This is a genomic window from Prochlorococcus marinus str. MIT 0918 (assembly GCF_027359415.1).
Lineage (GTDB): Bacteria > Cyanobacteriota > Cyanobacteriia > PCC-6307 > Cyanobiaceae > Prochlorococcus_E > Prochlorococcus_E marinus_C.
Map to the genome: position 1 here is coordinate 1,523,465 of NZ_CP114780.1, position 25,840 is coordinate 1,549,304.

The 25,840-nt window shown below is 35.5% G+C and carries 31 protein-coding genes and 1 tRNA gene; 17 read left to right on the forward strand and 15 right to left on the reverse strand.

Annotated features, from left to right (window positions below; genetic code table 11):
- Positions 1-42 precede the first annotated feature (42 nt).
- The 3 genes from ntcA (at position 43) to O5636_RS08235 (ending at position 2,270) form a co-directional block, all read left to right on the forward strand.
- Complete coding sequence (gene ntcA / locus O5636_RS08225) at positions 43-780, forward strand: global nitrogen regulator NtcA (RefSeq protein ID WP_269622321.1); 738 nt, start codon at positions 43-45, stop codon at positions 778-780.
- A 63-nt stretch (positions 781-843) separates the two neighbouring features.
- Complete coding sequence (locus tag O5636_RS08230) at positions 844-1,815, forward strand: DUF3084 domain-containing protein (RefSeq protein ID WP_269622322.1); 972 nt, start codon at positions 844-846, stop codon at positions 1,813-1,815.
- Positions 1,816-1,832: 17 nt separating this feature from the next.
- Entirely contained in the window at positions 1,833-2,270 is a 438-nt protein-coding gene (locus O5636_RS08235; RefSeq protein ID WP_269622323.1) for a resolvase, read from the forward strand.
- Here the strand turns inward: O5636_RS08235 and O5636_RS08240 are convergent.
- The 4 genes from O5636_RS08240 to psbH are packed head-to-tail and all read right to left on the reverse strand — an operon-like array spanning position 2,254 to position 3,644.
- Positions 2,254-2,511 (reverse strand): DUF3146 family protein, encoded by a 258-nt coding sequence (locus tag O5636_RS08240; RefSeq protein ID WP_269622324.1) that lies wholly within the window; start codon positions 2,509-2,511, stop codon positions 2,254-2,256. The genes O5636_RS08235 and O5636_RS08240 overlap by 17 nt on opposite strands.
- Positions 2,512-2,513: 2 nt before the next feature.
- The gene (pth, locus tag O5636_RS08245) at positions 2,514-3,128 is read right to left on the reverse strand and encodes an aminoacyl-tRNA hydrolase (RefSeq protein ID WP_269622325.1); all 615 of its coding nucleotides are present in this window, start codon (positions 3,126-3,128) and stop codon (positions 2,514-2,516) included.
- Positions 3,129-3,159: 31 nt separating this feature from the next.
- Positions 3,160-3,411 (reverse strand): TatA/E family twin arginine-targeting protein translocase, encoded by a 252-nt coding sequence (locus O5636_RS08250; RefSeq protein ID WP_269622326.1) that lies wholly within the window; start codon positions 3,409-3,411, stop codon positions 3,160-3,162.
- A 29-nt stretch (positions 3,412-3,440) separates the two neighbouring features.
- Complete coding sequence (gene psbH / locus O5636_RS08255) at positions 3,441-3,644, reverse strand: photosystem II reaction center phosphoprotein PsbH (protein ID WP_269622327.1); 204 nt, start codon at positions 3,642-3,644, stop codon at positions 3,441-3,443.
- 86 nt (positions 3,645-3,730) lie between these two features.
- Here psbH and psbN point away from each other — a divergent pair, with 86 nt between their 5' ends.
- The 3 genes from psbN (at position 3,731) to O5636_RS08270 (ending at position 6,436) form a co-directional block, all read left to right on the forward strand.
- Positions 3,731-3,871, forward strand: a complete 141-nt coding sequence (gene psbN / locus O5636_RS08260) for a photosystem II reaction center protein PsbN (RefSeq protein WP_269622328.1) — start codon at positions 3,731-3,733, stop codon at positions 3,869-3,871.
- Positions 3,872-4,003: 132 nt separating this feature from the next.
- Positions 4,004-4,132: a photosystem II reaction center protein I gene (locus tag O5636_RS08265; protein WP_012194835.1), complete on the forward strand. Its 129-nt coding sequence runs from the start codon at positions 4,004-4,006 to the stop codon at positions 4,130-4,132.
- Between the two features lie 93 nt (positions 4,133-4,225).
- Positions 4,226-6,436 (forward strand): DUF3769 domain-containing protein, encoded by a 2,211-nt coding sequence (locus O5636_RS08270; RefSeq protein WP_269622329.1) that lies wholly within the window; start codon positions 4,226-4,228, stop codon positions 6,434-6,436.
- A 24-nt stretch (positions 6,437-6,460) separates the two neighbouring features.
- Here the strand turns inward: O5636_RS08270 and O5636_RS08275 are convergent, their stop codons facing one another.
- From O5636_RS08275 to O5636_RS08295, 5 genes are all read right to left on the reverse strand, one after another.
- Positions 6,461-7,081 carry a 3-isopropylmalate dehydratase small subunit gene (locus tag O5636_RS08275; RefSeq protein WP_269622330.1) on the reverse strand — a complete coding sequence of 207 codons (621 nt, stop codon included), beginning with the start codon at positions 7,079-7,081 and terminating at the stop codon, positions 6,461-6,463.
- A 28-nt stretch (positions 7,082-7,109) separates the two neighbouring features.
- A complete protein-coding gene (gene leuC / locus O5636_RS08280; protein ID WP_269622331.1) occupies positions 7,110-8,516 on the reverse strand; it encodes a 3-isopropylmalate dehydratase large subunit in 1,407 nt (468 codons plus the stop codon).
- A 26-nt stretch (positions 8,517-8,542) separates the two neighbouring features.
- The gene (locus O5636_RS08285; protein ID WP_269623571.1) at positions 8,543-9,811 is read right to left on the reverse strand and encodes a competence/damage-inducible protein A; all 1,269 of its coding nucleotides are present in this window, start codon (positions 9,809-9,811) and stop codon (positions 8,543-8,545) included.
- Positions 9,808-11,067 (reverse strand): serine hydroxymethyltransferase, encoded by a 1,260-nt coding sequence (glyA, locus tag O5636_RS08290; RefSeq protein WP_269623572.1) that lies wholly within the window; start codon positions 11,065-11,067, stop codon positions 9,808-9,810. The genes O5636_RS08285 and glyA overlap by 4 nt, the downstream gene beginning before the upstream one ends.
- Positions 11,068-11,180: 113 nt before the next feature.
- Positions 11,181-11,254: transfer RNA gene (locus O5636_RS08295), tRNA-Arg, on the reverse strand.
- Positions 11,255-11,331: 77 nt separating this feature from the next.
- Between O5636_RS08295 and O5636_RS08300 the strand changes: the two genes are divergently transcribed.
- From O5636_RS08300 to O5636_RS08310, 3 genes are read left to right on the forward strand one after another with little or no spacing between them, the layout of a single operon-like run.
- Positions 11,332-11,592, forward strand: a complete 261-nt coding sequence (locus tag O5636_RS08300; protein WP_269622332.1) for a 2TM domain-containing protein — start codon at positions 11,332-11,334, stop codon at positions 11,590-11,592.
- A 27-nt stretch (positions 11,593-11,619) separates the two neighbouring features.
- Positions 11,620-11,910, forward strand: a complete 291-nt coding sequence (locus O5636_RS08305) for a DUF3181 family protein (RefSeq protein WP_269622333.1) — start codon at positions 11,620-11,622, stop codon at positions 11,908-11,910.
- Between the two features lie 24 nt (positions 11,911-11,934).
- Complete coding sequence (locus O5636_RS08310; RefSeq protein WP_269622334.1) at positions 11,935-12,195, forward strand: cytochrome-c oxidase; 261 nt, start codon at positions 11,935-11,937, stop codon at positions 12,193-12,195.
- Here the strand turns inward: O5636_RS08310 and murJ are convergent.
- Complete coding sequence (gene murJ / locus O5636_RS08315) at positions 12,179-13,795, reverse strand: murein biosynthesis integral membrane protein MurJ (RefSeq protein WP_269622335.1); 1,617 nt, start codon at positions 13,793-13,795, stop codon at positions 12,179-12,181. The genes O5636_RS08310 and murJ overlap by 17 nt on opposite strands.
- Positions 13,796-13,878: 83 nt before the next feature.
- Between murJ and sfsA the strand changes: the two genes are divergently transcribed.
- Positions 13,879-14,664: a DNA/RNA nuclease SfsA gene (gene sfsA, locus O5636_RS08320; protein ID WP_269622336.1), complete on the forward strand. Its 786-nt coding sequence runs from the start codon at positions 13,879-13,881 to the stop codon at positions 14,662-14,664.
- On the opposite strand, the gene O5636_RS08325 is transcribed toward sfsA, so the two are convergent.
- A complete protein-coding gene (locus tag O5636_RS08325; protein ID WP_269622337.1) occupies positions 14,645-14,791 on the reverse strand; it encodes a hypothetical protein in 147 nt (48 codons plus the stop codon). The genes sfsA and O5636_RS08325 overlap by 20 nt on opposite strands.
- A gap of 148 nt (positions 14,792-14,939) precedes the next feature.
- Here O5636_RS08325 and O5636_RS08330 point away from each other — a divergent pair, with 148 nt between their 5' ends.
- The 3 genes from O5636_RS08330 to O5636_RS08340 all read left to right on the forward strand — a co-directional run bounded on the left by O5636_RS08330 (position 14,940) and on the right by O5636_RS08340 (position 18,465).
- Positions 14,940-16,433: an ammonium transporter gene (locus tag O5636_RS08330; RefSeq protein ID WP_269623573.1), complete on the forward strand. Its 1,494-nt coding sequence runs from the start codon at positions 14,940-14,942 to the stop codon at positions 16,431-16,433.
- Positions 16,434-16,545: 112 nt separating this feature from the next.
- The gene (locus tag O5636_RS08335) at positions 16,546-17,757 is read left to right on the forward strand and encodes a 4-hydroxy-3-methylbut-2-enyl diphosphate reductase (protein ID WP_269622338.1); all 1,212 of its coding nucleotides are present in this window, start codon (positions 16,546-16,548) and stop codon (positions 17,755-17,757) included.
- Between the two features lie 144 nt (positions 17,758-17,901).
- Positions 17,902-18,465 (forward strand): DoxX family protein, encoded by a 564-nt coding sequence (locus O5636_RS08340; RefSeq protein ID WP_420063768.1) that lies wholly within the window; start codon positions 17,902-17,904, stop codon positions 18,463-18,465.
- Positions 18,466-18,495: 30 nt separating this feature from the next.
- Here O5636_RS08340 and purH read toward each other — a convergent pair whose 3' ends face one another.
- Positions 18,496-20,052 (reverse strand): bifunctional phosphoribosylaminoimidazolecarboxamide formyltransferase/IMP cyclohydrolase, encoded by a 1,557-nt coding sequence (gene purH, locus O5636_RS08345; RefSeq protein ID WP_269622339.1) that lies wholly within the window; start codon positions 20,050-20,052, stop codon positions 18,496-18,498.
- 59 nt (positions 20,053-20,111) lie between these two features.
- On the opposite strand from purH, the gene O5636_RS08350 reads away from it, so the two are divergent.
- Positions 20,112-20,717 (forward strand): alpha/beta hydrolase, encoded by a 606-nt coding sequence (locus O5636_RS08350; RefSeq protein WP_269622340.1) that lies wholly within the window; start codon positions 20,112-20,114, stop codon positions 20,715-20,717.
- 13 nt (positions 20,718-20,730) lie between these two features.
- On the opposite strand, the gene O5636_RS08355 is transcribed toward O5636_RS08350, so the two are convergent.
- The gene (locus tag O5636_RS08355; protein WP_269622341.1) at positions 20,731-21,099 is read right to left on the reverse strand and encodes a DUF3155 domain-containing protein; all 369 of its coding nucleotides are present in this window, start codon (positions 21,097-21,099) and stop codon (positions 20,731-20,733) included.
- Positions 21,100-21,451: 352 nt separating this feature from the next.
- Here O5636_RS08355 and O5636_RS08360 point away from each other — a divergent pair, with 352 nt between their 5' ends.
- The gene (locus tag O5636_RS08360; RefSeq protein ID WP_269622342.1) at positions 21,452-22,567 is read left to right on the forward strand and encodes a sensor histidine kinase; all 1,116 of its coding nucleotides are present in this window, start codon (positions 21,452-21,454) and stop codon (positions 22,565-22,567) included.
- On the opposite strand, the gene O5636_RS08365 is transcribed toward O5636_RS08360, so the two are convergent.
- Complete coding sequence (locus O5636_RS08365; RefSeq protein WP_332299720.1) at positions 22,551-23,351, reverse strand: adenosylcobinamide-GDP ribazoletransferase; 801 nt, start codon at positions 23,349-23,351, stop codon at positions 22,551-22,553. The genes O5636_RS08360 and O5636_RS08365 overlap by 17 nt on opposite strands.
- Before the next feature lie 65 nt (positions 23,352-23,416).
- On the opposite strand from O5636_RS08365, the gene tgt reads away from it, so the two are divergent.
- Positions 23,417-24,535: a tRNA guanosine(34) transglycosylase Tgt gene (gene tgt / locus O5636_RS08370; RefSeq protein ID WP_269622343.1), complete on the forward strand. Its 1,119-nt coding sequence runs from the start codon at positions 23,417-23,419 to the stop codon at positions 24,533-24,535.
- 33 nt (positions 24,536-24,568) lie between these two features.
- On the forward strand, positions 24,569-24,712 hold the full coding sequence (locus O5636_RS08375) for a photosystem II reaction center protein K (protein WP_269622344.1): 144 nt from the start codon (positions 24,569-24,571) through the stop codon (positions 24,710-24,712).
- A 108-nt stretch (positions 24,713-24,820) separates the two neighbouring features.
- On the opposite strand, the gene O5636_RS08380 is transcribed toward O5636_RS08375, so the two are convergent.
- Complete coding sequence (locus O5636_RS08380; protein WP_269622345.1) at positions 24,821-25,825, reverse strand: Gfo/Idh/MocA family protein; 1,005 nt, start codon at positions 25,823-25,825, stop codon at positions 24,821-24,823.
- Positions 25,826-25,840 lie beyond the last annotated feature (15 nt).

Below are 25,840 nucleotides of genomic sequence, written 5' to 3' on the forward strand. Positions count from 1 at the left end.
TTTTGACTGTAGTACTTATGGTCATTTGAAAATGCTTGCCAAATGGCAACTAATGCTAGCTCATTCAGTCGCTACCCCAGTCATACACTTGGGCAGCAATCTCAACTGCAAAATAAGAATGATCACTCCTTAATTCAGAGGACATTATTAGATGTCATTAAAGGTCTTGATGGAGCATCTAATGAAGTTGTAGAAAGGTCTAAAACAATTTTTTTCCCTGGCGATCCAGCCGAAAGAGTCTATTTAATACGCAGAGGAGCGGTACGTTTAACTCGCGTCTATGAATCTGGTGAAGAGATAACCGTTGCCTTGCTAAGAGAAAATAGTTTATTTGGAGTGTTATCTCTTTTGACTGGTCATAGATCAGATAGGTTTTATCATGCAGTTGCTTTTACCAGGGTGGAGATGATGTCCGCTCCTGCAGGGTCAGTGAGAAATGCTATAGAAGCTGATAGTGGAGTTGGATTGCTTCTTCTGCAGGGGCTTTCGAGCAGGATTTTGCAAACAGAAACCATGATTGAAACCTTGACTCATAGAGATATGTCATCTCGTTTGGTTAGCTTTTTGCTTGTTCTTTGCAGAGATTTTGGTGTTCCTAGTGAACAGGGGATTACTATTGACCTTCGGTTGTCTCATCAGTCAATAGCTGAAGCTATAGGATCCACTCGAGTAACGATCACTAGGCTGTTGGGAGACTTAAGAAATCTGGGATTATTACAGATAGATAGAAAAAAAATAACTGTTTTTGACCCAATTGCACTTGCTAAACGTTTTAATTAAACCAAGTCCTTTTTTCATAGTAAAATTGTATTTAAATACAGAATTAAATTAAATACTCTTTAAGTGACAGGTTGGCAGCTAATTATTTTTTTACTTTTACTAGGAGGAGTTCTCTCTACATTAGGAGATTTGCTTGGTAGTAAAATTGGCAAGGCTAGACTTAGCATATTCAAACTAAGGCCTCGTAGAACAGCTGTTCTGATAACAATTTTAACTGGTAGTTTGATAAGTGCTATTTCATTAAGCTTAATGCTTTTGGTTAGCCGTGAGTTAAGGGTAGGGCTATTTGAATTAGATGATATTCAGGCCCGATTAAAAGAAAGTAGAGTAGGCCTTCTTTCGTTGAAAAAACAAAGAGAAACTCTAGAAGGCAAAATCAAGAAATCAGAGAAGGAGCTTGTTAGGCTTGGAAAGGATTTGTTTGCTTTTCGTAAAGGTGAGGTTGTCATTGCTAGTGGTCAAAGCCTTGCAACTTTCACCGTGAAAGGATTAAATAAATCAAATGTAAAAGAAGAGGTTGAAAATATTCTCAGAAGAGCCAATCTCAATGCTTTTTTGAGAGTTATGCCAGGTAAAGCTCCTAATAGAAGGATAGTTTTAGTAAGAAAAGATCATATAGAACGATTAGAAGAAAAGATCGCAGATAAAAGAGAATGGGTTATTAATATACGTTCTGCTGGTAATATTTTATTAGGAGAAAGTTATGTTTATGCTTTCCCTGAAGCTCTTATAAATAAAAACATTGTTTTAGAAGATGAAGTAATTTCTAGTATAAAAATATTTGCAGATAAACTTAATCTACCCTCTATTCAAAAACAAGTAAAAATTCTATTAGCATCAACTTTAGCAGAGGTCAAGAAAAGAGGTTCTCTTGTCACTGAAATTCAAGTTGATTCGAAATCTATTAAAAAAATAGTAAATCAATTAGGAAATAGAAAGGATGGAGCTTTCTTATTAGAGGCTATTTCTGATAAGAATAGTGACACTGCTGAAATTATTTCAGTCTCATTAAGAATAAAAAGAACTTCTTCTTAAGTGAATTTATTTAGTCAATGAGCAAAGTCATTTCAATAGACCCTGGGCAAAAAAAATGTGGATTATTACTTGCAGATATAGAAAGTAAAGTTGTTTTAGATGGCAGGATTGTTAAGAGAGAATATGTTATAGAATTGATAAATGATTGGATGGAGAATTATAATATAGACCTTTTCATTTTAGGGAACGGCACTGGTAGTAAATATTGGAAATTATTGTTGATTGATAATAATATTATCTCTATAAGATTGGTTGAGGAAGCCAGGACAACTTTACGTGCAAGAGATAGATATTGGCAATTATTCCCCCCTAAATCTATTTGTAGCAAGCTTTTAAAAACATTATCTTTAACACCTAAAAATATAGATAGTGTTGTCTCTTTGATATTAATAGAGGATTATTTTGGTATTCAAATAACATGGAAATGCCCTCCTAATTTCAAAATTTGGCCCTAATTATAAAGTTGTAATCACTTCCTGGCTCAAGATAATAGTCAGATTTTATAAGAAATCGTAAAAGAGCATCTTGTATTAGTGCTCTACCTAGTGGTGGTTCTATTGTAAGAGTACCATTGCTGAAGCTCCAAATAAAATCCCAATGAAAACTTCCTGCACATACTTCTCCTTTAATTGTCTGGGTTGCAAAATTTTGACTATAAACTTTTAAATATGCTGTTGTAGAAGTTTTTTTATTCATTTCTAACTTTCCAAGCTTGATTGAGAGGAGTTTATAAAAGTCGTACCCCGCTCTAATCCATACTTTTTTATAGTATCCAATCCTTCTACTACTTTATTTAAAACTTTTTCTACAATTACTTCTTCCTGTTTATCAAATCTCCCAAGAACATGGCGCGTTGTTTTTGCTTTTCTTTCTTGCATTATTAATGAAGGTGCACCAATCCCAATTTTTAACCTGCAAAAATCCTCAGATCCTAAATGTTGAATAATACTTTTGAGACCATTATGACCTCCAGAGCCTCCTTCTTCTCTAAGCCTTAATTTACCTAGTGGTAGATCCATATCATCTACAAGTATCAAGATTTGATGAATTTCTAGATCAAACCATTTAATTGCAGCATTGATTGAGCGTCCACTTTCGTTCATAAATGTATTTGGTAATAAAAGCACCTTCTTTTTACTGCTTGAATCTATTTCTGCTAAATGCCCAAGAAGTTTTTTGTTAAGTTTAAAAGAAGCTGATTCTCTTTTGGCAAGCTTTTCCAGTGCCATATAACCAATGTTATGTCTAGTTTGCAAATATTTAGTTCCTGGGTTCCCTAGACCAGCTAATAACCTGAAACAACCTCGGCTCATTGAGTTTGCTATGAAGTGTAATAGGGTTTAATTATATTTTGTATTTTTTTTTAGAGGAATCTTCTTGAGGATTTAGATCAGTGTTTTTTTCATTAGCATCTTCTTCAGGATCAGAGATTGCTTTTTGAAGCTCATTTTCAAATTCGGAAGATGCTTTTTGAAGACCTTTTAGAGTCCTGCCAAGATTGCGCCCAAGCTCGGGAAGTTTCTTTGGTCCAAAAATAACCAAAGCAAGAGCTGTTATGACTGCTACTTCAGGCAGCCCCACCCCGAAAATGTTCATAAATGAAATAATTAAGTCAGATTTGTGACTTAATTAACACCATTCCAATCAACGGAGAAACCTTGTAAAAGTAGTGATTGATTGTAAATCTGCAGCATTATCACCAGAAAAACCAGAAGTAATACTCCAACCAATGCCATCACTGGTACTGCTCCCCAACCGGCTACAACCTTGCCCTGGCCAGAATTGCCAATGGATTTAAGTAGAGAGCCAAGAGCTGTTTTTTGTCCCATTTTGAGTTTTGTTCCTCAGTTAATGAATCATTTTCGATATTGTATGAGAAATACCCTCTAAGATGTCCAACCTTTAGAAAGATTTGATGCAAACTTCATCTCCAGCGCTTTCAATAGCAATAACCTTCCTAGTAGTCTTATTGGGATTAACAGGCTTTGGTCTCTATACAGCATTTGGCCCTCCTGCAAAGGCTTTAGAGGATCCCTGGGATGATCATGATGATTAAGAATCTGTCTTTTTAATGTCCTTCTTTGCCAATGTTGAGCATAGAAACATTTCAATCAAAGGTAATAATTGGGTCAATTTGGGTACAACTCCCCATAAGATAAGCATGTTTCTATAGATGATTTAGCTAGTCATGCTTGCCTTAAAGATATCCGTATATACGGTCGTCTTCTTCTTTGTTGGTGTTTTCCTCTTTGGTTTCTTGGCTAGTGATCCATCAAGGACTCCAGCCAGAAAAGATCTCGAGGGACCTCAAGACTAAATACAATCAGCCATTGTTCTAATTAGAACAATGGCTCTAATAGGCCAGCGTTTTTCGGCTTATGAATTTTTTATTTGCGTCGGCGATTAGATTTTGGCGACGCTAGTACCTACTGCAATCATTGCTGGATCTATTTCAGTAGCAAATCTATGTTTATGCCCTTTGGATGCTTATAGCACCTCCTATAGGGCGAATAGCTCTTTAATGGCAGCAAGAGGATTAGAGAACCAACCTGTTGAATCAGGATTTGAATCTAAGCAATACTTGAAATCTGTTCAGACCTCTTCTCTGTTCGATTTAAGTCAGAATTTTAAAAACCAAAATTTTATTAGAGATGTTCATATTAAAGACTTAGATTCTAAAAGAGGAAATTTTTTTTTATTTCAACCTTTCTTCTACCTTGCTTCTACGAAGCAAAATAATATCAATGAATTAGAAAATAATTTAAAACTAGAATTTGACGTTATTGCAGATAAACAATTTTGGGAAACTGATAATTTATTTGTCGCTGAAGGGAATGTAAAAGTATCTCTTATAGGAGGTATTCTTATTGCAGATAGAATTGAATTTGACCAAAACCAGAAAAATATTATAGCAAATGGAAATATAGTCTTTAAAAAAGGTTCTCAATATTTATCAGCTTCTGATTTCCAATATGATTTAGATAAAAAAGAAGGGATTTTGAATAATGTTTATGGAGTTGTTGACCTTGAATTAATAGCTAAAGATCTGAATTTTCAAAATCAATCTGATTTTGATAATTATATTAACTTGTTCGATAATAAAGATAAATTAACCTCTATTTCTAAAAAAGTTAAATTGAAAGATGGGTTTATATTGCAAGGTGGATTTGACCCTGAAATGAATATTATAGACCATGATAAATCAAAGTCTAAATCTATAACTCAATGGCGAATAAAAGCAGCTAAAATTTACATTAAGAAAGATCTTTGGAAAGCTGATCAAGTTAGTTTGACTAATGATCCTTATTTGCCTGCGCAAAATCGAATTGAATCTTTTAGTGTTGAAGTTAAAGAATCTGATGATTCTTCTGTTAATACAGTAATTACTGCTAAACGTAGTTATTTAATATTAGAAGATAAAATCAAATTCCCAATTGGAAATAGAGAGTTTGGAATTGGCGAAGAAAAAATACAGAAGTGGATTACTGGTTATGATAAAAACGATAAAGATGGTTTTTTTGTTGGTAGAAAGATAAAGCCTTTTCAAATAAATGATAACTTTGAAATTTTATTGCAACCACAGTTTTTGATTCAACGTTCAATACAAGGAGATACTAAGTCTTATCCATCAAAAGGAAAATCTGTAATAAGTAAAAAAGTTAAATCTCCAATTGGAGCAAGAGATTTATTTGGTTTAGAGACTAATGTTAAAGGGACTACTTTAGATTGGGATACAAATCTAAATATAAAAATTACAACTTTTAATCAAGATAGATTTTTTCATGGATCTAGATATTCATTGAATTTTGAGAAGATAATAGATCTTCCAAATATTGACAACTTAAAAACCACATTTTTTGCAGCCTATCGTGACGAGGTTTTCAATGGAAGTTTAGGTAGTAATGACATTTATACTTCTTATGGCACAAAGCTAGAAAAGGGTAAAAGTTGGAAGCAAGGCGATAATTTTTTTACATATAAACTAATAGGTATGACCGGAGAATATCAGGCTGAAAAGTTCAATAAGTCTGAATTAATTACTTTATGGAGATCTAATATAGATGGAAGTTTAAATATTAAGAAGCCACTCAATGTTTTTAAAGGAAAAAATAAACTGATTTATTCCCCTCTACCTTTTTCTCCTGAAAATATTAATCCTTCACTTTTTTTAAATACTAAAATTAGTTCTCATAATAATTTTTATAGTAATGGAGATCATCAGTTTGAGCTGACCTTTTCCGTTGGACCTGTATTGACAATAGGGAGATTAGAAAAAAAATATTTTGATTATACTAAAATATCTTTTATGCCTTCTTATACACTCAAGTCTGGAGATAGTCCATTTAAATTTGATAATGCAAGAGATTTAATTAAATTAAATATGGAATTTTCTCAGCAAATAATTGGACCTATTTTAATTAAAAATATTTATGAAGTAAACATTGATGCTTCTTCAGATAGCTATGGTAATTCGATTCAATCTAAAACATCAGTTATTTGGCAAAGAAGGTCTTATGAGATTGGTCTTTTTTATGACTACATGAATGAACGGGGAGGAGCAAGCTTCCGATTAAATGGCTTTGACTTCACAGATAAAAGAAGTTCAAAAGAAAATAATTAATAATTTCAAATTCTAATTAATTAATTAGAATTTGAAATTATTTAGATAAGGAATGCTTTTGCTTTTACTTTTTATCAGATCTTGGCTTTTGATTAAGGTAGAAGTTCCATCCCAATTCCCAGACAAAAACATGTCTAGTGAACTTTTTTCTATATTTAAAGGCCATGAATTCTTTTTTGATATTAGTTGTTCATTTTGTAGATTTAGTTCAACTTCCATATCTCTCAAAGACGCCATATGATTCACTAAGTTTGTAATATTAGAATTCGAAATTTTTGCACAAGGGATACCAATTGATAAGCAATTACCATAAAAAATCTCTGCAAAGCTTTCACCTATAATTGCTCTTATTCCCCACCTCATTAGGGCTTGGGGAGCATGTTCCCTGCTTGACCCACAACCAAAATTTTTATTAACTATTAAAATAGATTTTGTTTGATTAATTACTAAATCAAAAGGATGTAATCCATTTTGTTCTTTTCTATCATCTGAAAATACTTGTTCTCCTAATTTTTCAAAACTAATAGATTTGAGGAAACGAGCTGGAATAATTCGATCAGTATCTATATCATTACCCTGCAGGTAGAAACATTTCCCCTTTATTTTTTTAATAGGCCCTTGAGGTAAATTTGAAGTTTGATGCATTGATTCTAAGAATTTTTTCTAGAGAAATTTAATTAATAAGTTTTCGCACATCAATTACTGAGCCTGTAACTGCGGCTGCTGCAACCATTGCAGGACTCATTAAAAGGGTCCTCCCTTTTGCTGAACCTTGACGACCTTTAAAGTTTCTGTTGCTTGAACTTGCGCTGATTTGATCATTTTCTAGTTTATCTGAGTTCATTGCTAGACACATAGAGCAGCCAGGTTTTCGCCAATCAAAGCCTGCTTTTTTGAATACTTCATGTAAACCTTCTTCTTCAGCTTGCTTTGCAACTTTCTCTGAGCCAGGAACCACAAAAGCTTTTACTCCATTTGCTACATGACGATTTTTAGCAATTTCAGCAGCTATTTGTAGATCGCTTAGACGACCATTTGTGCAGCTACCTATAAAGCAAACATCAATAGGTAGTCCCTCTATGGAACTCCCAGGTTTTAAATTCATATATTGATATGCCTCAATAGCAATTTGTTTATCACTTGGGTCTAATGACTCTGGGCTAGGAATAGATTCGTCAATCCCAATTGATTGACCAGGTGTGATGCCCCAGGTAACAGTTGGTGGAATATTAGATGCATTAAACCTAACTTCATCGTCATAAATTGCTTTTTCATCACTAATAATTGACTCCCACCATTTAATTGCATTCTCCCATTTAATTCCTTTAGGAGAATATTCTCTATGTTTTAAATAATCAAAAGTTTTTTGATCAGGATTTATATACCCACAGCGAGCACCTCCTTCAATAGCCATATTGCAAATGGTCATCCTTTCTTCCATAGAGAGAGTTTTTATTGCAGGTCCTGCAAATTCATAGGCATAACCAACTCCTCCTTTTACGCCAAGTTGTTCAATTGCATGAAGTATTAGATCTTTTGCAAATACACCTTTTTTAAGATTTCCGTCAAACCACAGTCTACGAACCTTAAGTTTTTTCATTGCCAAAGTTTGACTAGCCAGAACATCTCTAACTTGACTAGTTCCAATGCCAAAGGCAATTGAACCAAAAGCACCATGAGTGGAAGTATGAGAATCACCGCATGCAATAGTCATTCCTGGTTGTGTTAACCCTGTTTCAGGAGCGATTACATGAACTATTCCTTGATTTCCAGAACCAATTTGAAAAAATTTGATCGAATGCTTTGAGCAGTTAGATTCAAGTGTTTGGAGCATTTGCTCTGCTAAAGGGTCTAAAAATGGTCTTTGCTGAGTAGTAGTTGGGACAATATGATCTACCGTTGCAATTGTTCTCTCTGGCAAATAAACGTTTAACCCTTTTTCTTCTAACGCAGCAAATGCTTGTGGGCTGGTGACTTCATGAATTAAGTGAAGGCCTATAAATAATTGAGTAGAACCTCCTGGTAAATCTTGTACCTTATGGAGATCCCAAATTTTGTCGTATAGCGTTCTTGAGCTCAATGATTAGATTCTTATCTGATTCAACATTAGCTTTGACAGAGCAAAAATAACCGAACTTGATCTAGTGCTCTTACAACACTCAATTTTTGGATCTCGGCTCGATCTCGGAAACTACCAAATTTTTCTTGTATTGATTGATTAACCTTAGGACCAGAAATGTAAAACTCTACATTGCCGATGGGTTTGGAAAGGGTTCCTCCACTTGGTCCAGCAATCCCACTTATTCCTATGGCCCAATCTGTTTTAAATGCTTTTTGAATCCCAAAAGCCATAGATTGAACAACAGGTTCTGAAACAGCTCCATGTTTTGTCAATAGATCTTTAGGGACACCCAAAATATTTTCCTTGATTAAATTGTTATAGGCGACTACACCACCTAAAAAAACATCTGATGACCCTGGGATGGCAGTTAGTGATGCTGCTAATAATCCTCCTGTGCAAGATTCAGCTACAGCAATTGTTTGTTTCTTTTGACGCAATAAATCAATCACAACAGAAGATAATGTTTCCTTATCTCTGCCAAAAAAATTATGTTCAAATTTATTTATTAATTCATTTGCAATAGGACTTATTAAAATATTGCCTTCTTTAGTATCTTTGCTCTTTGCTGTAATTCTTATTTTAACTTCACCTAATGATGCGTAAGGAGCTACAGTCGGATTTTTTTTATTTATTAAATTAGGTATTTTTTCGACAAGTGCAGATTCTGAAATTCCAGTAAATTTTAGATTTGTACTAGTGAAAATCCTCTTCGAAGGATGATTAATTATAAGCCAATTTCGTGCAGTTAATTCCCACATTTTTTTCATTTCTGAAGGTACTCCTGGGAACGTAAGAATGGTACAGAATTTTGTTGGTGACCAGATCATTCCTGGAGCAGTCCCTGATGGGTTGTAAATAATTTCTGCGTCTGGAGGAAAGAATGCTTGCTTTAAATTACTTTTGGGCAGGTTAAAGCTAGATCCCATCTTATTTTTTATATCTTCTACAATATATTTATTCTCAGTTAAATTTACACCAAAGGCTGAGGCAATTGCTTCAGTTGTTATGTCATCAGGAGTTGGCCCTAATCCCCCAGTTGTAATTACAATACGACTTCTCTGAGATGCTTCCAGAATAATTTGTTTCAGTCGATCAAAATTATCTCCTATAACAGTTTGTCTATAGTGTTCGATTCCCAGTTCAGCTAAATTCTCTGCTAACCACTTTGCATTACTATTTAATATGTTTCCCAGAAGTAATTCTGTTCCAACATTAATAATTTCAACACTTTGATTATTAGACAATTTTTTTATTTCAATGAATTATAGAGAGGAAATCTTGAACATAGATTAAGTACTTTGTCTTTGCATTTTTCTTTAATAGATATATTCTCTGGATTTAATAAACAATCTGATATTACATCAGCTACTTCAAAGAAAGCTTTTTCGTTAAATCCTCTAGTTGTTAAAGCAGCAGTCCCTAATCTTAAACCACTAGTGACAAAAGGTGACTCAGGGTCAAAAGGAACTGTATTTTTATTTGCAGTTATATTTATATCTGACATTATTGAATCTGCTTTTTTACCTGTCATTTTTATACTTCTTAAGTCTAGAAGAACAATATGATTATCAGTTCCATTGCTAACCACTGATATCCCTTTCTCTTGCAATCGTTTGGCTAATACCTTTGCATTAGAAACTACTTGACGAGTATATATCTCAAAACTTTTATCTAGTGCTTCGCCAAATGCAACTGCTTTACCAGCGATCACATGTTCTAAAGGACCTCCTTGATTCCCTGGGAAAACAGCCTTATCAAATTTCTTGCCAAATTGTTCGTCCCTACAAAGTATGATCCCACCTCTGGGACCTCTTAGTGTTTTGTGCGTAGTGGTAGTTACAACATCGCAATGAGGGATAGGGCTTGGATGTATTCCAGTGGCTACTAAACCAGCGATATGAGCTATGTCTGCTAACAAATATGCACCTGTTTCATCTGCTATGGCTCTGAAGGCCTTGAAATCAATAGTTCTAGGGTATGCGGAAAAACCGCAAATAATTAGCTTTGGTTTGTTTTTAAGTGCAATTTGCTTCACTTCTTCCATATTGAGCATTTGTGTGTCTTGGTCTACTCCATAAGTCACAACTTGGAACCATTTTCCGCTTACATTTACTGGCGATCCATGAGTTAAGTGTCCACCATGAGAGAGATCCATACCCATTATTGTGTCACCAGGATTGAGTAGGGCTAGAAAAACCGCAAAGTTAGCTTGTGCTCCACTATGAGGTTGAACATTTACCCAAGCCGCATTGAAAAGTTTTTTTGCACGAGAAATAGCTAAATTTTCTATAGCATCTACATGCTCACAACCTCCGTAATAACGTTTGTTAGGGAGACCTTCTGCATATTTATTAGTTAAAACTGACCCTTGTGCTTCCATTACCGCCTTGGAAGTAAAGTTTTCACTTGCTATTAGTTCCAGATGAGTTTGTTGCCTTGTGAGCTCTTTGTTAATCAAAAGAGATATTTCTGGATCAGTTGTATGGAGATTTGAATTAATCGAAAGCAAGGGAATAGTTTCCTTTTGGTTCACTGTTCGGATAGTAAGCAAAGGTTTGGTCTGATTAAGAAAAACCCTGCTTAATTTTCCTTTTTGTGTTGATCACATTAAAAAGTTTGTAACGCGCCTGGAGAGATTCGAACTCCCGACCCTCTGATCCGTAGTCAGATGCTCTAATCCGCTGAGCTACAGGCGCATGAGATTAAGTAGAATTTTGAGATCTACTTCTTCAACTATAGGATGACGTGAGAATTACATTAATACAAAAAAGCAATGCCTCTTAGGTGGTATGGAAATGGAGATCCTACTGATCCCCTTTATTTGCATTTCTCTCGAATAGTAAATTTTACTATTCATGCAATGGCTTTTGCAGCGGTTAATAGTGGGTTGTGGTTGGCTCACCAAATCCGTCATAATCTGCCTCAGTTGCAATGGATAACTGGTTTATGGCTTTTATTTTTAATTTTTCATTTGACATTTGTAATTATTCGAAGACCTTCAGCTCAGAGTGACTCTTCTCTAAAGAGTGAGTAGGTTCCCTATATCAGATTAGAAATTTTCATGAATATAGATTCTGCCCAGTTAAGAGAGCTACAGCTCGCAATTGCTGATCGAATTTATCTACAGGTTCAGAACTGGAATCTGTATTTGGGAGATGCAGGTTTATCTGAAGCCTTGGCAATTGAATGCCAGGCTCATTTTAATGATGAAGCGAATGTAGCTGCACAAAAGGCATTGGAAGGAGTAGAAGTTGTTCTAGGTAAAGGTAAAACAAAATTACCGTTATCTAATTTAGTATCTTCTGACCAGTTTTTTGAATTAGAAGAGATATTAGCTCCCTATTGCAGATAGGGTTATTTAAGTTAGGTCTTTATTGTGATAATCATTGAGGTCACTAATGCTAGAGATGTTGTCCGCAAGCAAATCGGCAGATTAGGAGAGAGACTTATTGGCAAAGTCGCTGATGCAGAGTCACAAGTTGAGAAAGCATTGATTCAGGAGATAGAAAATGCTTTTAATGAATTTGGAATAGAAGCTAGAATACTTTCAGTAAAGGGTCCTAATTTGAAAGGGACTGATAGCTTGCAAATACCTTTGCAAATAAGAGAAGAACGTGATGTTATTTTAAACAATTGACAGCTTTTAATTTAAATATTTTAGTTAGCTCTTGAACTTCTTTTATTCCTAAAATATTAGATAAAAGGCAGTAAGTGCAGAAACTTATTGTTATAGAGAAAATTAGTTGCATTACTTCCAATAAAAAGTTATTTACGGGTATTAATGTGATTGAGTTTATACGCCAAGCAATATAGCCTGAAATAATTCCACAAGTTAAAAGTTTACCTATTTCAAAACCCCATTTTTTTAATGGTATTTCGACTAGTCTTATCTTTAATTTTAGTAAAAGCAGTATGCAAGTAAAAATATTAACTCCTACTGTAGCGAGAATAATCCCATTCGCTCCAAAATTAATTCCAATCTGATTTGTCCATGGAGTTGGACACCCAATAAATAACCAATCTAAAAAAATATTTAGAATTATTCCTATTGTGGATATTTTAAATGGGGTCTTTGCATCTCCAAGAGTATAAAATACTCTAACTAATAAGTCTCTTATTAAATAAGCTGGCATTCCAATTCCATAGCAAATGAGCAATCCAGAGACAAGCTTGATTGCAGTGGTGTCAAAAACTCCTCTGCCAAAACATATTTCTGTAACTGATTGATTTAGTGCTATAAAAATAGAGCCTAAAAATATCATGCTAGAGGCTGAAAATATAATACCTTGCCTAACTCTTCTTATTAAATCTTTATTATTATCATTGTGAAAAAGTTTTGAGAAAGTAGGTAGTAAAGGTATTATTATTGAATTTGATATTATTCCTAAAGGAGCTTGAACTATAAAATTTGCATAACTTAAACCTGCAGCTGCTCCAAGTATGTTAGAAGCAAAAAACAGATCTGTAAAAACATTTATTTGTAACATTCCGGATGATAAAGTTGCTGGAATAATAATTTTCCACACTTCTTTAATAGCTGAATGCTCAGTGTCAAAATTGAATTTGAATTTTAGCAGTCCTTTCTTTTTTAAAAAAGGAATTTGAATTATCAACTGTAAAATTGCTCCTATTAATGTTGCTTTTGCCAGTACTATTCCACTTTCTATAGGAAGGTTGATAACGCTAATATTTGGTTTTTGATATAACCAGAAAAAACTTACTCCAGTTATTATTACTAAACTAGAAATTAGAGGTGATATAGAAGGAAGAAAGAATTCATCTCTTGCATTTAACGACCCAAAACCTATCCCAATTAATCCAGATAATAGTATAACAGGAGACATTATCTGAAGCTGCATTACTGCAATATCATGAGTCTTATTTGTTAGCCCAGGTCCAAATATAGTGATTATTAAATCTGCGTTTAAATACAAAATTAAACTAATAAATAATAACGTAATTAAGATATAAGTATTAATAGATGAAACAATATATGCCCCATCTTTTTTTTGAGCCTTACTAAGTACCGAGACTATTGCATTATGCAATGGACCATTAATACCACCAATTAGAATAAGAAAAAAACCAGGCAATATATATGCATAATTATATGCATCATATGCAGTGCCAACTCCAAAAAAACCAGCTATCACAATTTGACGGGCCATTCCGCCGGCTTTGCTAAGAAATGTACCAAAGCTAATAAGGGCTGAAATTTTTTTCAGTGACCTTTTCATATTTTTGGTTTATCAAAATGCATAGTTTTTAGATATCGTCTTAATCAAGATTCTTGAATTGATTAAATCTTGATTTGTTTTTCATGATTGGCCAGACTATTCAAACTTTTCCCTCATTAACAGAGGGCATCTTGCTGAAAAGATATAAACGCTTTTTAGCAGATGTGAAACTTGACAGTGGTGAATTGGTCACTGCCCATTGTGCCAATACTGGCCCCATGACAGGGGTTTTGCAACCAGGAGGTCGTATTAGATTGAGGTATGTACCCTCACCATCTCGTAAATTGTCTTGGTCATGGGAACAGGCTCAAGTGCCTTCAGGTAAAGGTTTTTGTTGGGTTGGTGTAAATACTTCTGCCCCTAATAAACTTGTTAGACTTGCTATAGAAGCAGGTTTTTTAAAAAAAGAATTGGGTGAGATCAAAGAAATTAGAAATGAAGTCGTTTATGGAATTGAAAGAAAAAGTCGCATTGATTTACTCCTAACACCCGATAGCAATAATTGTGATCTTAGAGAAATCTATATAGAAATTAAAAACACAACTTGGACTAAAGAAGAGAAGGCTCTTTTCCCTGACACAGTAACCACAAGAGGGCAAAAACATTTGAATGAAATGATGAGCCAACTTCCTCAATCAAGGTCTGTTTTAGTTCCTTGTATTAGTAGGTCTGATGTGGAAGTCTTTGCGCCAGGTGATTCAGCTGATCCAGTTTATGGCGGTCTTTTTCGAAGGGCTATAACTGCTGGGGTCGAAATAATACCTTGTTCCTTTGGTTTCCATAATGACCATATAACTTGGGAAGGCACTAAACCTTTTTTAAAAAGGGAAGAAGATTCACTCTCGTTAGCTACAAGAGTTTTGTCTTAATAATAATTGCTAATACAAATATTGAAGTTAAAGCCAATATCGTCCCTCCAACAATCATTCCTTTTGCCCCATCAGACTTAACCTTTTCAGTTGTTTTGGGTGAGTTATGAAATTTCTTTTTGGTCATAGGCCAGAAAGTTAAATTAAAAACCAAAGAGACAAATCTTTGATTATGTATAAATTATTACTGGACAGGGCCTCTAATTTATTCATATTTGTAGATGAAAGAACTAAATCGTTCTGATTTAGTTCATTTGTATGATTTGCATTTTTTTATGACCACCGCTTTGCAATCGCCTCCTGGGCGTCGCATGGTTCGTCTTCAGGAAGCCAGTCTTCTTGAAGGTCCTATGCTACTCCTTCGAAGCGTTCGTGGGTTTCGATCAAGTCAATCTTTGATTTGGTTAGCCACTGTTCCGTTAGCCCTTCTTGGTTTAGGTGTTTTTGGTTTTGCTGCTCGTGCTGAAGTTGGACTTTCTGATTTAACTGGTGCACAGGCTGCAACTTTCTTAGCTGATAATCTTTGGTTGTTCATTGCAACAATACTAGTAATCTTTATGAATGCTGGTTTTGCAATGGTCGAAGCCGGTATGTGTCGCCAAAAGAATGCTGTCAACATTCTTGCCAAAAATCTTTTTGTTTTTGCATTAGCCGTAACTGCTTATTGGTTTATTGGTTATTCCATAATGTATGGAGATTCTTTAGTTGGCGGCTGGTTATATTTTAAAGGATTGTTTTTCGATCCTGATCCCTCTGGAGCACTTGCATGTGCTGCTGCAGGTGACAATGGTTGCCTTGTCCCTGCGGTTGATTTTCTCTTTCAAGCTGCATTTGCAGGTACTGCAGCAACAATTGTTTCAGGGCTGGTTGCTGAAAGAGTCAAATTTGGTGAGTTCGTTGTTTTTTCTTTGATTTTGACTGCTTTTATTTACCCAATTTCAGGTAGTTGGCAGTGGAATGGAGGTTGGTTGAGTGAACTGGGCTTTATAGACTTCGCTGGCTCCTCGATTGTGCACTCTGTAGGTGGCTGGGCTGGTCTTGTAGGCGCAATGCTTCTTGGACCAAGGATTGGCAAATTTGTTGATGGTAAAGCCCAAGCAATGCCAGGTCATAACATGGCAATTGCCACACTTGGCGCATTGGTGCTTTGGATTGGTTGGTATGGGTTTAACCCAGGTTCTGAACTGGCTATGGATCAATATGTTGCTTATGTTGCAGTAACAACAACCCTTGCTGCTGCTGGAGGAGCAATAGCTGCAACAGTAGTTTCTACATTGACATCAGGTAAGCCTGATTTGACAATGATCATTAATGGAATTCTTGCTGGTTTAGTAAGTATTACTGCTGGGTGCGGCAACATGACACTAACTGGATCTTGGCTTGCTGGATTTGTTGGTGGCGTGATTGTTGTCTTTGCAGTTTCAACTTTGGACTCAGCAGGAATTGATGATCCTGTAGGTGCTTTTTCAGTACATGGTGTCTGTGGTATTTGGGGAACTGTTGTAATTGGACTTTGGGGTGTTGATGGTATGGATCCTGGCGCAGCTGGTATTGGACTCTTTAATGGAGGGGGATTATCAGTCTTGTTAATACAAGCACTAGGTGCAGCTGCTTATGCAATTTGGACAGTGATTACTTGTTGGATCGCTTGGTCTGTAATTGGGGGCTTCTTTGGTGGCATTCGTGTTAGTGAAGCCGAAGAAATCCAAGGACTTGATATTGGAGAGCATGGAATGGAAGCTTATCCAGACTTTGCTTCGTCCAATTAATAACAACTTTTACATTTATAAAAAAACCTGGCTTTATGCCAGGTTTTTTTGTGCTTTGGAGCTCTTGCTAATAGAGTCTTATTAAATAATGAAGTCTCTATAAAATATAAAAATGGATACTCAGGCTTTTAAAAGATCTCTACACCACTCTGATCGTTATAACCGGAGGGGATTTGAGTCCCCTGCAAAAAGAGCACAAGCTCTTGAGAAGGCATACCAAAGTAATTTAATTGCGTCAATTCGTGATAATGGATATTTATTAGAACATGGACGATTACGAGTGAAGCTTGCAGAAGCATTTGGTTTCTGTTGGGGTGTAGAAAGAGCAGTTGCAATGGCATATGAAACAAGGAGACATTATCCAACTGAAAGCATTTGGATTACGAATGAAATTATTCATAATCCCTCAGTAAATGATCATTTAAGGCATATGAATGTACGTTTTATATCTGCAGAGAAGGGTGTGAAAGATTTCTCTTTAGTAGAAGAAGGTGATGTTGTGATTTTGCCAGCCTTTGGAGCAACAGTTCAAGAAATGAAACTTCTTCATGAAAGAGGCTGCCATATTATTGACACGACATGCCCTTGGGTTTCAAAGGTCTGGCATACGGTAGAAAAACATAAGAAGCATCAATTCACATCAATTATTCATGGAAAGGTCAAACATGAAGAAACTTTAGCCACTAGTTCATTTGCTGGTACATATCTTGTTGTTTTGGATCTAGAAGAAGCTCAATATGTGTCTAATTATATTTTAGGAGAAGGTAATAGAGATGACTTTTTGAGAAAGTTTTCGAAAGCTTCGTCACAAGGTTTTGATCCAGATAGAGATCTTAAAAGACTTGGAGTGGCAAATCAAACTACAATGTTAAAGAGCGAGACTGAAGAGATAGGAAGGCTTTTTGAAAAAACTATGCTTCGCAAATATGGACCAGCAGATTTGAATGAGCATTTTTTAGCTTTTAATACTATTTGCGATGCAACTGAAGAAAGACAAGATGCAATGTTTTCTTTAGTAGACGAACCACTTGACTTATTAGTAGTGATTGGAGGCTTTAATTCCTCTAATACTACTCATTTGCAAGAAATTGCTCTTAGCAAAGGTATTCGTTCCTTTCATATAGATACTCCTGAGCGAATTGGCGATGAGGACAATACTATTACCCATAAACCTTTAGGAAATGTTCTTACAACTGAATCGAATTTTCTACCAGAAGGAGAAATTAATGTTGGGATTACTTCTGGAGCATCTACGCCAGATAGAATAGTTGAGCATGTCATTCAGAAACTTATAAAACTTAGTACCAAGAAAGTTAAAAGTTGATATTGATTGTTTTAGATTCAATTAAGATAATGGACTTAATTTATACAAACTGAGAATTAGAGATAAGCATAATAAAGAATTAAAATTTATTGTTTTAATCAAGTTTGCTTGTAAACAACTAATATATGTACCTGATGCTTATAAATGATGCCTGACTCTATCCAGCTTAACTCAGAGGAATCTCAATCTTCAAAAGCTAATCAATCGCAGAAGGTTGAAGTGGTTGTAGCAAGTCCAAATGATGGTGAAGTTAATATTTTGGGAGAACTTGCGATTTTTATTCTTAGAGTTGGATTTAGTATTTTCATGATCCATCATGGCCTTGAAAAGTTTCAAGACCCCCAAGGCTTTGCAGAGTTTGTTGTTGGTAAATATTTTGGATTTCTTCCAGGAGATCCTGTTATATGGACTTTTGCTGCAGCTATTACTCAGATTGTATGCCCAATAGGACTTGCTTTAGGAATATTTGCAAGAATTTCTGCCTTGGGCCTTTTAAATACAATGCTTTTTGCAGTTTATTTTCACCTGGTTGATACAGGCTTAGAAGGATTTCCTTTGGCTGTTGTAGATGATCACAATTATGCTTTTGAGCTGTCTGCAATTTATGCTGCTATTTCTTTATACTTTTTATGTGCTGGTCCTGGAAGATTGTCTGCTTTTAGAAAGACTAATAAAGTAACCTATTATCCAAAGTCTAATGATAATTAATAGATTATTTTTATATGTTTAATTAAGACTTTAATGTAAAAAATGTCTTCTACCAGTGAAAATCATGCTTAAATTTAATTCATTACAGGCATCGATTGATAGATTATCTTTTATACTTCCTCCAGGTTGAATAATTGCACTGATTCCATATTTTGCTGCCAATCTTATGGTGTCATCAAAAGGGAAAAAACCATCACTTGCTAATACAGCATTATTTGCTTTTATCCCTGCTGCCTCCAGTGCTATTTTAGCTGCACCAATTCTATTCATTTGACCAGCCCCAATCCCTAGAGTTTGTCCAGAGGATGCAATTGATATGGCGTTTGATCTTATATGTCTAACTACTTTCCAAGCAAAAGTTAAATCATTAATTTGTATTTTGCTTGGCTCCTTCCTTGTAACTACTTTCCAAGCATTTTCCTGGATTGGCTTATCATCTAATTCCTGAACTATTACTCCCCCGAGTATACTTCTTACATTATGCTTGTCTGTTTTTTCTATTGAAATGGGGTCTAGTTCTATAAGTCTTAGATTTTTCTTTTCTGCCAAGACTGATTTAGCTTGATCATCAAAGTGTGGAGCAACTATGCATTCTAAAAATATACCTTTTAATTGAGATGCGGTTTTGAGATCTACAGAGCAATTAAGTGCGACTATTCCTCCAAATGCACTTGTTCTATCGGCGTCTAGAGCTTTGCTAAATGCTGAGGATAATGAATTACTTATTCCAACTCCGCAGGGGTTAGTATGTTTAATGATAACTGCAGCATTATCACAATTTTGATTTTTGATGTTAGTGCCATATCCAAACTCCCTGATTGTTGATATTGCAGCTTCTAAATCTAAAAGATTATTTGTGCTCAGTTCTTTGCCTTGAATTTGTTTTGCTTCACCCCAGCCATGTCTTCTTGAGCTATACCAAGATGCTTTTTGATGTGGGTTTTCTCCATAACGTAGCGTTTGTTTGAGAGGAGTAGATTGAATCCAAGGAGACTTCTTTTCTGGTTTTTTTGTTTGCATCCATCTAGCTATTGCTGCGTCATAGTCAGCAGTATGTTCAAAGGCTTCTAAAGCTAATTCAAACCGTATTTGTTTAGATACTTCTCCATTCTTTAAAGCGAGAAGGCAGTTTTCGTATTGACTTGGATTAGTTAAAACAATTACTGATTGATGATTTTTTGCTGCTGCACGTATCATTGTTGGCCCTCCAATATCAATATTTTCTAAGGCTTCTTCAAATAGGGTTTCAGGCTTTTCAATGGTTTCTTTAAAGGGATAAAGATTTACTACTACTAAATCAATGAAGGGAATATTTTGTTCCTTCAATTCAGACTGATGAGATGAATCTGATTTTTTCGCAAGAATTCCTCCATGAACTTTGGGATGCAGTGTTTTGACTCTCCCTCCTAGTATTTCTGGTGCACCAGTGAAATCTGAGATGCGGCTTACAGGAATAGATGCATCTTCTAATGCTTTTGCAGTTCCACCACTTGAGATTATTTGAAATTTAAATTCTTCAGTTAATGCCTTAGCAAAAGGCACTATCCCTTTTTTATTTGAAACGCTTAATAATGCAATTGGCGCCATAAGAAAAAAATAAAAGCATCCCAAGGGTTAACTTACGCACCAGTGAAACTATTTGCTTGATGGAAGAGGATTTTTTTTGTATTACTTCTGAATTTGCAACTCATCGGTTGATTTTGCTTCATGGATGGGGTGCTGATGCTGATGATTTGCTCCCTTTAGGAGAGAATTTGGCCAATCTACTTGAGAAGAAAATTGAAATTATCTCTTTGAGAGCACCTGAAATGCACCCTCAAGGATTCGGGAGACAATGGTATGGACTTTTTCCAGCAGATTGGAAGGCTGCTAAAAATGCTATTAATGATCTTCTAATTCGATTGAAGACACTTAATGACTCTCGAATACCTTTAGATAAAACAGTTCTCTTGGGATTCTCTCAAGGGGGAGCAATGGCATTAGCTGTTGGGTGTGAATTACCCTTAGCAGGCTTAATTGGTTGTAGCGCTTACCCTCACCCTGACCTGAATGTTCCTAAAAACAGCCCTTTAGTATTTTTATCTCATGGCCAATTTGATGAAATAGTCCCTATTGAGGCATCTCGAAAGTTATTAAAGTTATTTGAAAAACAAAATAACTTGGTTGAATTTCATTGTTTTGACGGAGGGCATGAAATACCTCAAATACTTTATGAAAATATCCGTATTTTTCTTGAAAGTTGTTTTAAGTAACCTTTGTTTTCAATTAAACAAAAGCATATTCATACTCTTCTATCTCTTCCCAATCATCTGCAGTGAGTTCTAACCCTTCAAACATATTGTGTTCGCCAACAGCTTCAACAATAGAACGTAAAGATGGGAAAAGGAAATGATTCTCTTCAGCATATTGAGCGCTAAATAATCCTTTCTCACCCCAGAAAAATCTATCTGTAGTATGTTCATTTCGTCGAACATTTACAACTGCAGGAGCATTAATAGTGGTTTCAGCAATGTACCTTCTAGCTGCTGTTACCGGCTTATATGAGCCTGTCTCAAGATGAAAAGTAGGGACATGTGCCATAACTCTTTGGCCAGCCAAACGCCTACGGCTAATTCTTTTACGTTTTTTTGACATGAGAAATGTCCCTTTAAATAGGAAAATGAATTAATATTTTGCGGCTGAAACTAATTAATAAAATTGCTGATTAAAAAGATTTAATTAGCAAATCAGCAGCTTAAATTTTTCTTTTAACAAGGAGTGTTAAAAAACAATTTAAATTAATTAGGAAGGCCTGATTCAGGGGACCCATCAACCTCTGATATAGCCTTAGAAGCACCCTTTGGTGCAACTTTGCCGAATCAACCTTTTAACAGGGGCTTCTTTAATAGCCTATTAAAGGTGTTATCTGATATCTTAATACTTTTTCCAGATTTTTCAAGCAATTGTCGCTCTCATTTTGTCGTTCTTGGCCTGAAATCTAACCATTATGCAGTTTTCGGATAGATTTTTAAATTTGGTTGACTTGCAGCTAAAGAGTTTTGACTCGTATGCAGGGATAGAACATATTGTTGTTTATGTAGCTAAGAATAATTCGAGCAATTCTCCATCTTTAGAGGTAATAGGCCAACGTCCAAAGAGGCTTAACAAGTTTTTAACCCCTCTAGAAAATGACCCTGAGGTTCGTGTTCCGTCACCTTTTCGGCGATGGTACCCTTTGCAAGAAGGGTCAATTCTTTTAGGAGTTCTTCGAGTAGAACGACTCCCCGCAGAACAGCATTGGCCAGAATCTCTTGACCATAGCTTGCAGGCAAGTGCCTCTGTGATTGCAAACTGCTTAAGTTTGGAGCTTGATCGCAAAAAACTTTTGAATGAGCTCAATCAGCAAAGAGACGATATTGGGATGCTTGTACATCAGTTAAAAAACCCTCTTGCTGCATTGAGAACCTATGCTCAATTACTTTTAAGGAAATTAGGCCCTGAGAGCAGTCATAGAGGTCTGGTTGAAGGCCTTTTAAGTGAACAAGAGCAGGTTGGGAAATATTTATTGTCATTAGATGAATTTACTCAGCCAAAATTAGTCTCTCAGTCCATTACCCCTTCTCGCTTGTTATTGCCCCCCTTAATTTCAAACGAGGAACCTATAGATTTATTGGCATTATTACGCCCATTGATCGATCGTGCAGAAGCAAATGCAAAACTTCAAGGTAGAAAATGGATAGGACCTGCAAATATCCCTGCCTGGATGAAAAAATTGAGACCAGCATCTGAAGGATTTATAGCTGAAATTGTCGCTAATCTTCTGGAAAATGCATTTAAATATAGTTCATCAAAATCATCTATAGGCATTTGTTTTAGTAATGATGGAATTTGCGTATGGGATGATTCAGAACCTATTGATTTAGATGAAAGAGAAAAAATCTTTGAAAATGGTTTTAGAAGTAAAAAAAATCAAAACTCAGTTGGTTCGGGAATAGGCTTAAGCGTGGGTAGGAAATTAGCAAAACAATTTGGGGGTGAATTGAAATTAAATATAAATCCATCTTCTTTTGACCAATCTCTGCCAAAGGTAGGGAATGCTTTTGTTATTAACTTGCAGGGATAATAAATGCTATTAATGTAAGAACAAATGTTTCTACTAATATCACTGAAGCTCCATAAGTGTCTCCGGTTTGTCCTCCAAGACAAAAAGCTAGGTAATTAGGAATTAGAATTGCAGGTATAATTCCTATCAAGGTTATAATTATCAGAAATATCTTGCTATTTTCATCAATATTTATGCTGACTAAATAAGATAGAATGCATGCAATACAAAAAACAGAAGGAATTGATTCTTTGACATTTCCTCCCCAAGTATCTTGATGGAACTTTGAAAAACCATTGCTATTTATGTATGGATAATTTCCTATTGCTATGATTTGAGAATATCTGCCCCAGAAACATGCTATTGGAATAGCGTAAATATATAGTAATTTAATTTTATATAATGCTGCTATTTGTAATGCTATATTAATAGTTAATGCCATAACACCTCCTGCTCCTACTCTGCTATCCTTCATTGCTTCAATAGATTTTTTTTTGCCAGCAGCTATCCCATCTGCTGTATCCATAAGACCATCGAAATGTAATCCTCCTGTTAGCCATAAATTAATAGATATGGCAATAAAAGGTAGGGATTCATAAGGCCAACCTAAATTAGATAAAAATAATAATATAGATATTTCAAATATCCCAATAAATAAACCTATGATAGGAGCAAAACGTGCAATTCCTGTGAATTTTGGTTTAACTAATGGGACTTTGGGTAAAATTGTATAAAAGACCCCAGCTCCGACAAGCTCTCTTAACCAATTAGGTGAAATCAGAATAAAAAACCTCTTAAAAGAAATAGTTTATATAACAAAGTAGGTTGGAATAAGTTTAAATGCTTTATTGGTTCTTTATAAAAGAAAATATGTTTGATTTCAAGATTCACGTAAATTGTCCGAATACTTTTGCAAGAGTTGGCAGTTTTTCAACTCCTCATGGCATTGTTCGTACTCCCCAGTTCATGCCAGTAGGAACAATGGGAACAGTAAAAGGTATTACCTCTAATCAGTTGAAAGAAACATGTGCTCAAATGATTTTGGCCAACACTTATCACTTGCATATAAATCCAGGAGAAAAAATAGTAAAAGATTCAGGGGGGCTTCATAAATTTATGAATTGGGAGCATCCAATTCTTACCGATTCAGGAGGATTTCAAGTCTTTAGTTTAGGGAAGCTAAATGAAATAAATGATCAAGGAGTTTCTTTTAGGAATCACCGCGATGGTAAGCGAATTGAATTAACTCCTGAAAAAGCTATCGCAATTCAAATGAATTTAGGGGCTGATGTCATTATGGCTTTTGATCAATGCCCTCCATATTCAGCTAGCAGAGATGATGTGGAGATTGCTTGCAGAAGAACTCATAATTGGCTTGAAAGGGCTGTTCAAGCTCATACAAGAAAGGATCAAGCTTTATTTGGGATTGTGCAAGGGGGCTGTTTTCATGATTTGCGGGAGCAAAGCCTAAAAACTGTTTCGAGTTTTAATTTGCCAGGTCTTGCAATTGGAGGAGTTAGTGTGGGTGAGCCAACTGAGGAGATTCATAAAATTGTTCGGCATTTGGCCCCGTTTTTACCAGAAAGAGTTCCTAGGTATTTAATGGGAATAGGTTCAATTCGAGAAATGTCAATAGCAGTTGCTAATGGAATTGATCTTTTTGATTGTGTTCTCCCTACTCGATTGGGTAGGCATGGAGCTGCATTGGTTAGAGATGAACGATGGAATTTACGTAATTCTTGCTTTAGGAACGATTTTGATCCTCTTGATAAAACCTGTACTTGTGAAACTTGTACTAATTACACCCGAGCATATCTCCATCATTTAATTCGTTCTAATGAATTGCTTGGACTTACTTTATTAAGCTTGCATAACATTAGTCATTTGATTCGTTTTGTGAGAGCTATTGCCACAGCAATAGAAGATGGTTGTTTTTCAGAGGATTTCGCTCCGTGGCAGAAAGACTCTATTGCGCGTCACACGTGGTAATGTCATTTGCAAAAGTCCATTGATTATTTAGGGATGGTATCGCTTACCTTCGATCTACTTGCTCAGTTGCCTGAGGCCTATCAAATTTATGCCCCAACGGTTGATGTGCTTCCTTTAATACCACTTCTGTTCTTTTTGCTTGTATTTGTTTGGCAAGCAGCAGTTGGATTCCGTTAAATCAGGGATCCTTAATCAAATTTAAGTTTTTTGGGATTGATTTAGTCTGTCCCTCTACTTTTTAGGTGTTATTTTTGCTTTTCTCTGTAATTTGAGTTAAAGCTAGTTTTATATTGGTTGATCTAGTGATAATCCTTCACCAGGTTTATCTACAGCTTTTTCAATTAAGTCAGCCAAAATTAATGCTCTTGATGCTTGTAGCCCATCTACAGCAGGTTTTTCAAGACCCCTAACACATTGGAGGAAATGTTCGAGTTCTGCATAAAGGGGCTCTATAGAGGTTGTACTGACTTCTTCAACAAAACCATCTGTACGATAAAGCAGTTCTCCATGATCTGCTGAATACCATTCATGAGCTCTACGGTGAATATGCAGTGTGTGATTTAAGAAATCAGTTTCTACTAAGCTTTTTTTACAATGTGCACTTAAACTTCTTATTTTTCTGTGACTCATTTTGCTAGAAGTCAGACTAGCAATTACTCCATTTTCGAAACCAAGTGTTGCATTTACATAATCCATTGGTCCCTTACTACTGCATCCTCCAACCGCTGCGAGCCTTACAACTGGCGCATTTGCTAATTCAAGAACTAAATCCAGATCATGAATCATAAGGTCATACACCACTGATACGTCATTGGCTCTGTCAGCATGAGGGCTATGTCGCCTTGCTTCTAGAACAACTACTTCTTCATCAGTAACAACTTTTGTTAGTTCTTTAAATGCAGGATTAAATCTTTCAATATGACCTACTTGAAGCAAACAATTAGCATTATTTGAGGCGTCTATGAGTTCTGAAGCTTCTTGTTGATTAGCTGCTATAGGTTTTTCTATAAGGACATGCTTGCCTGCTTTTAAACAATTTAGACCCACTTTGTGATGCAACAAAGTGGGTACGGCAATGCAGACTGCCTCGACTTCTTCTATTAGATCCTCATAGTTTTCGAACCATGAGCAATTAAATTGTTCTTTTGCTAAGTTCCCTCTCTCAGGATCCAAGTCTGCTACACCAACAAGCTCAGCGTCTTTAAGAAGACTTAAAACCCTTGCATGGTGCCAACCCATGTTTCCTATACCAATCACCCCAACCTTTACAGGAATCATGATGGGGTTCATTGCAAAAACTTCATA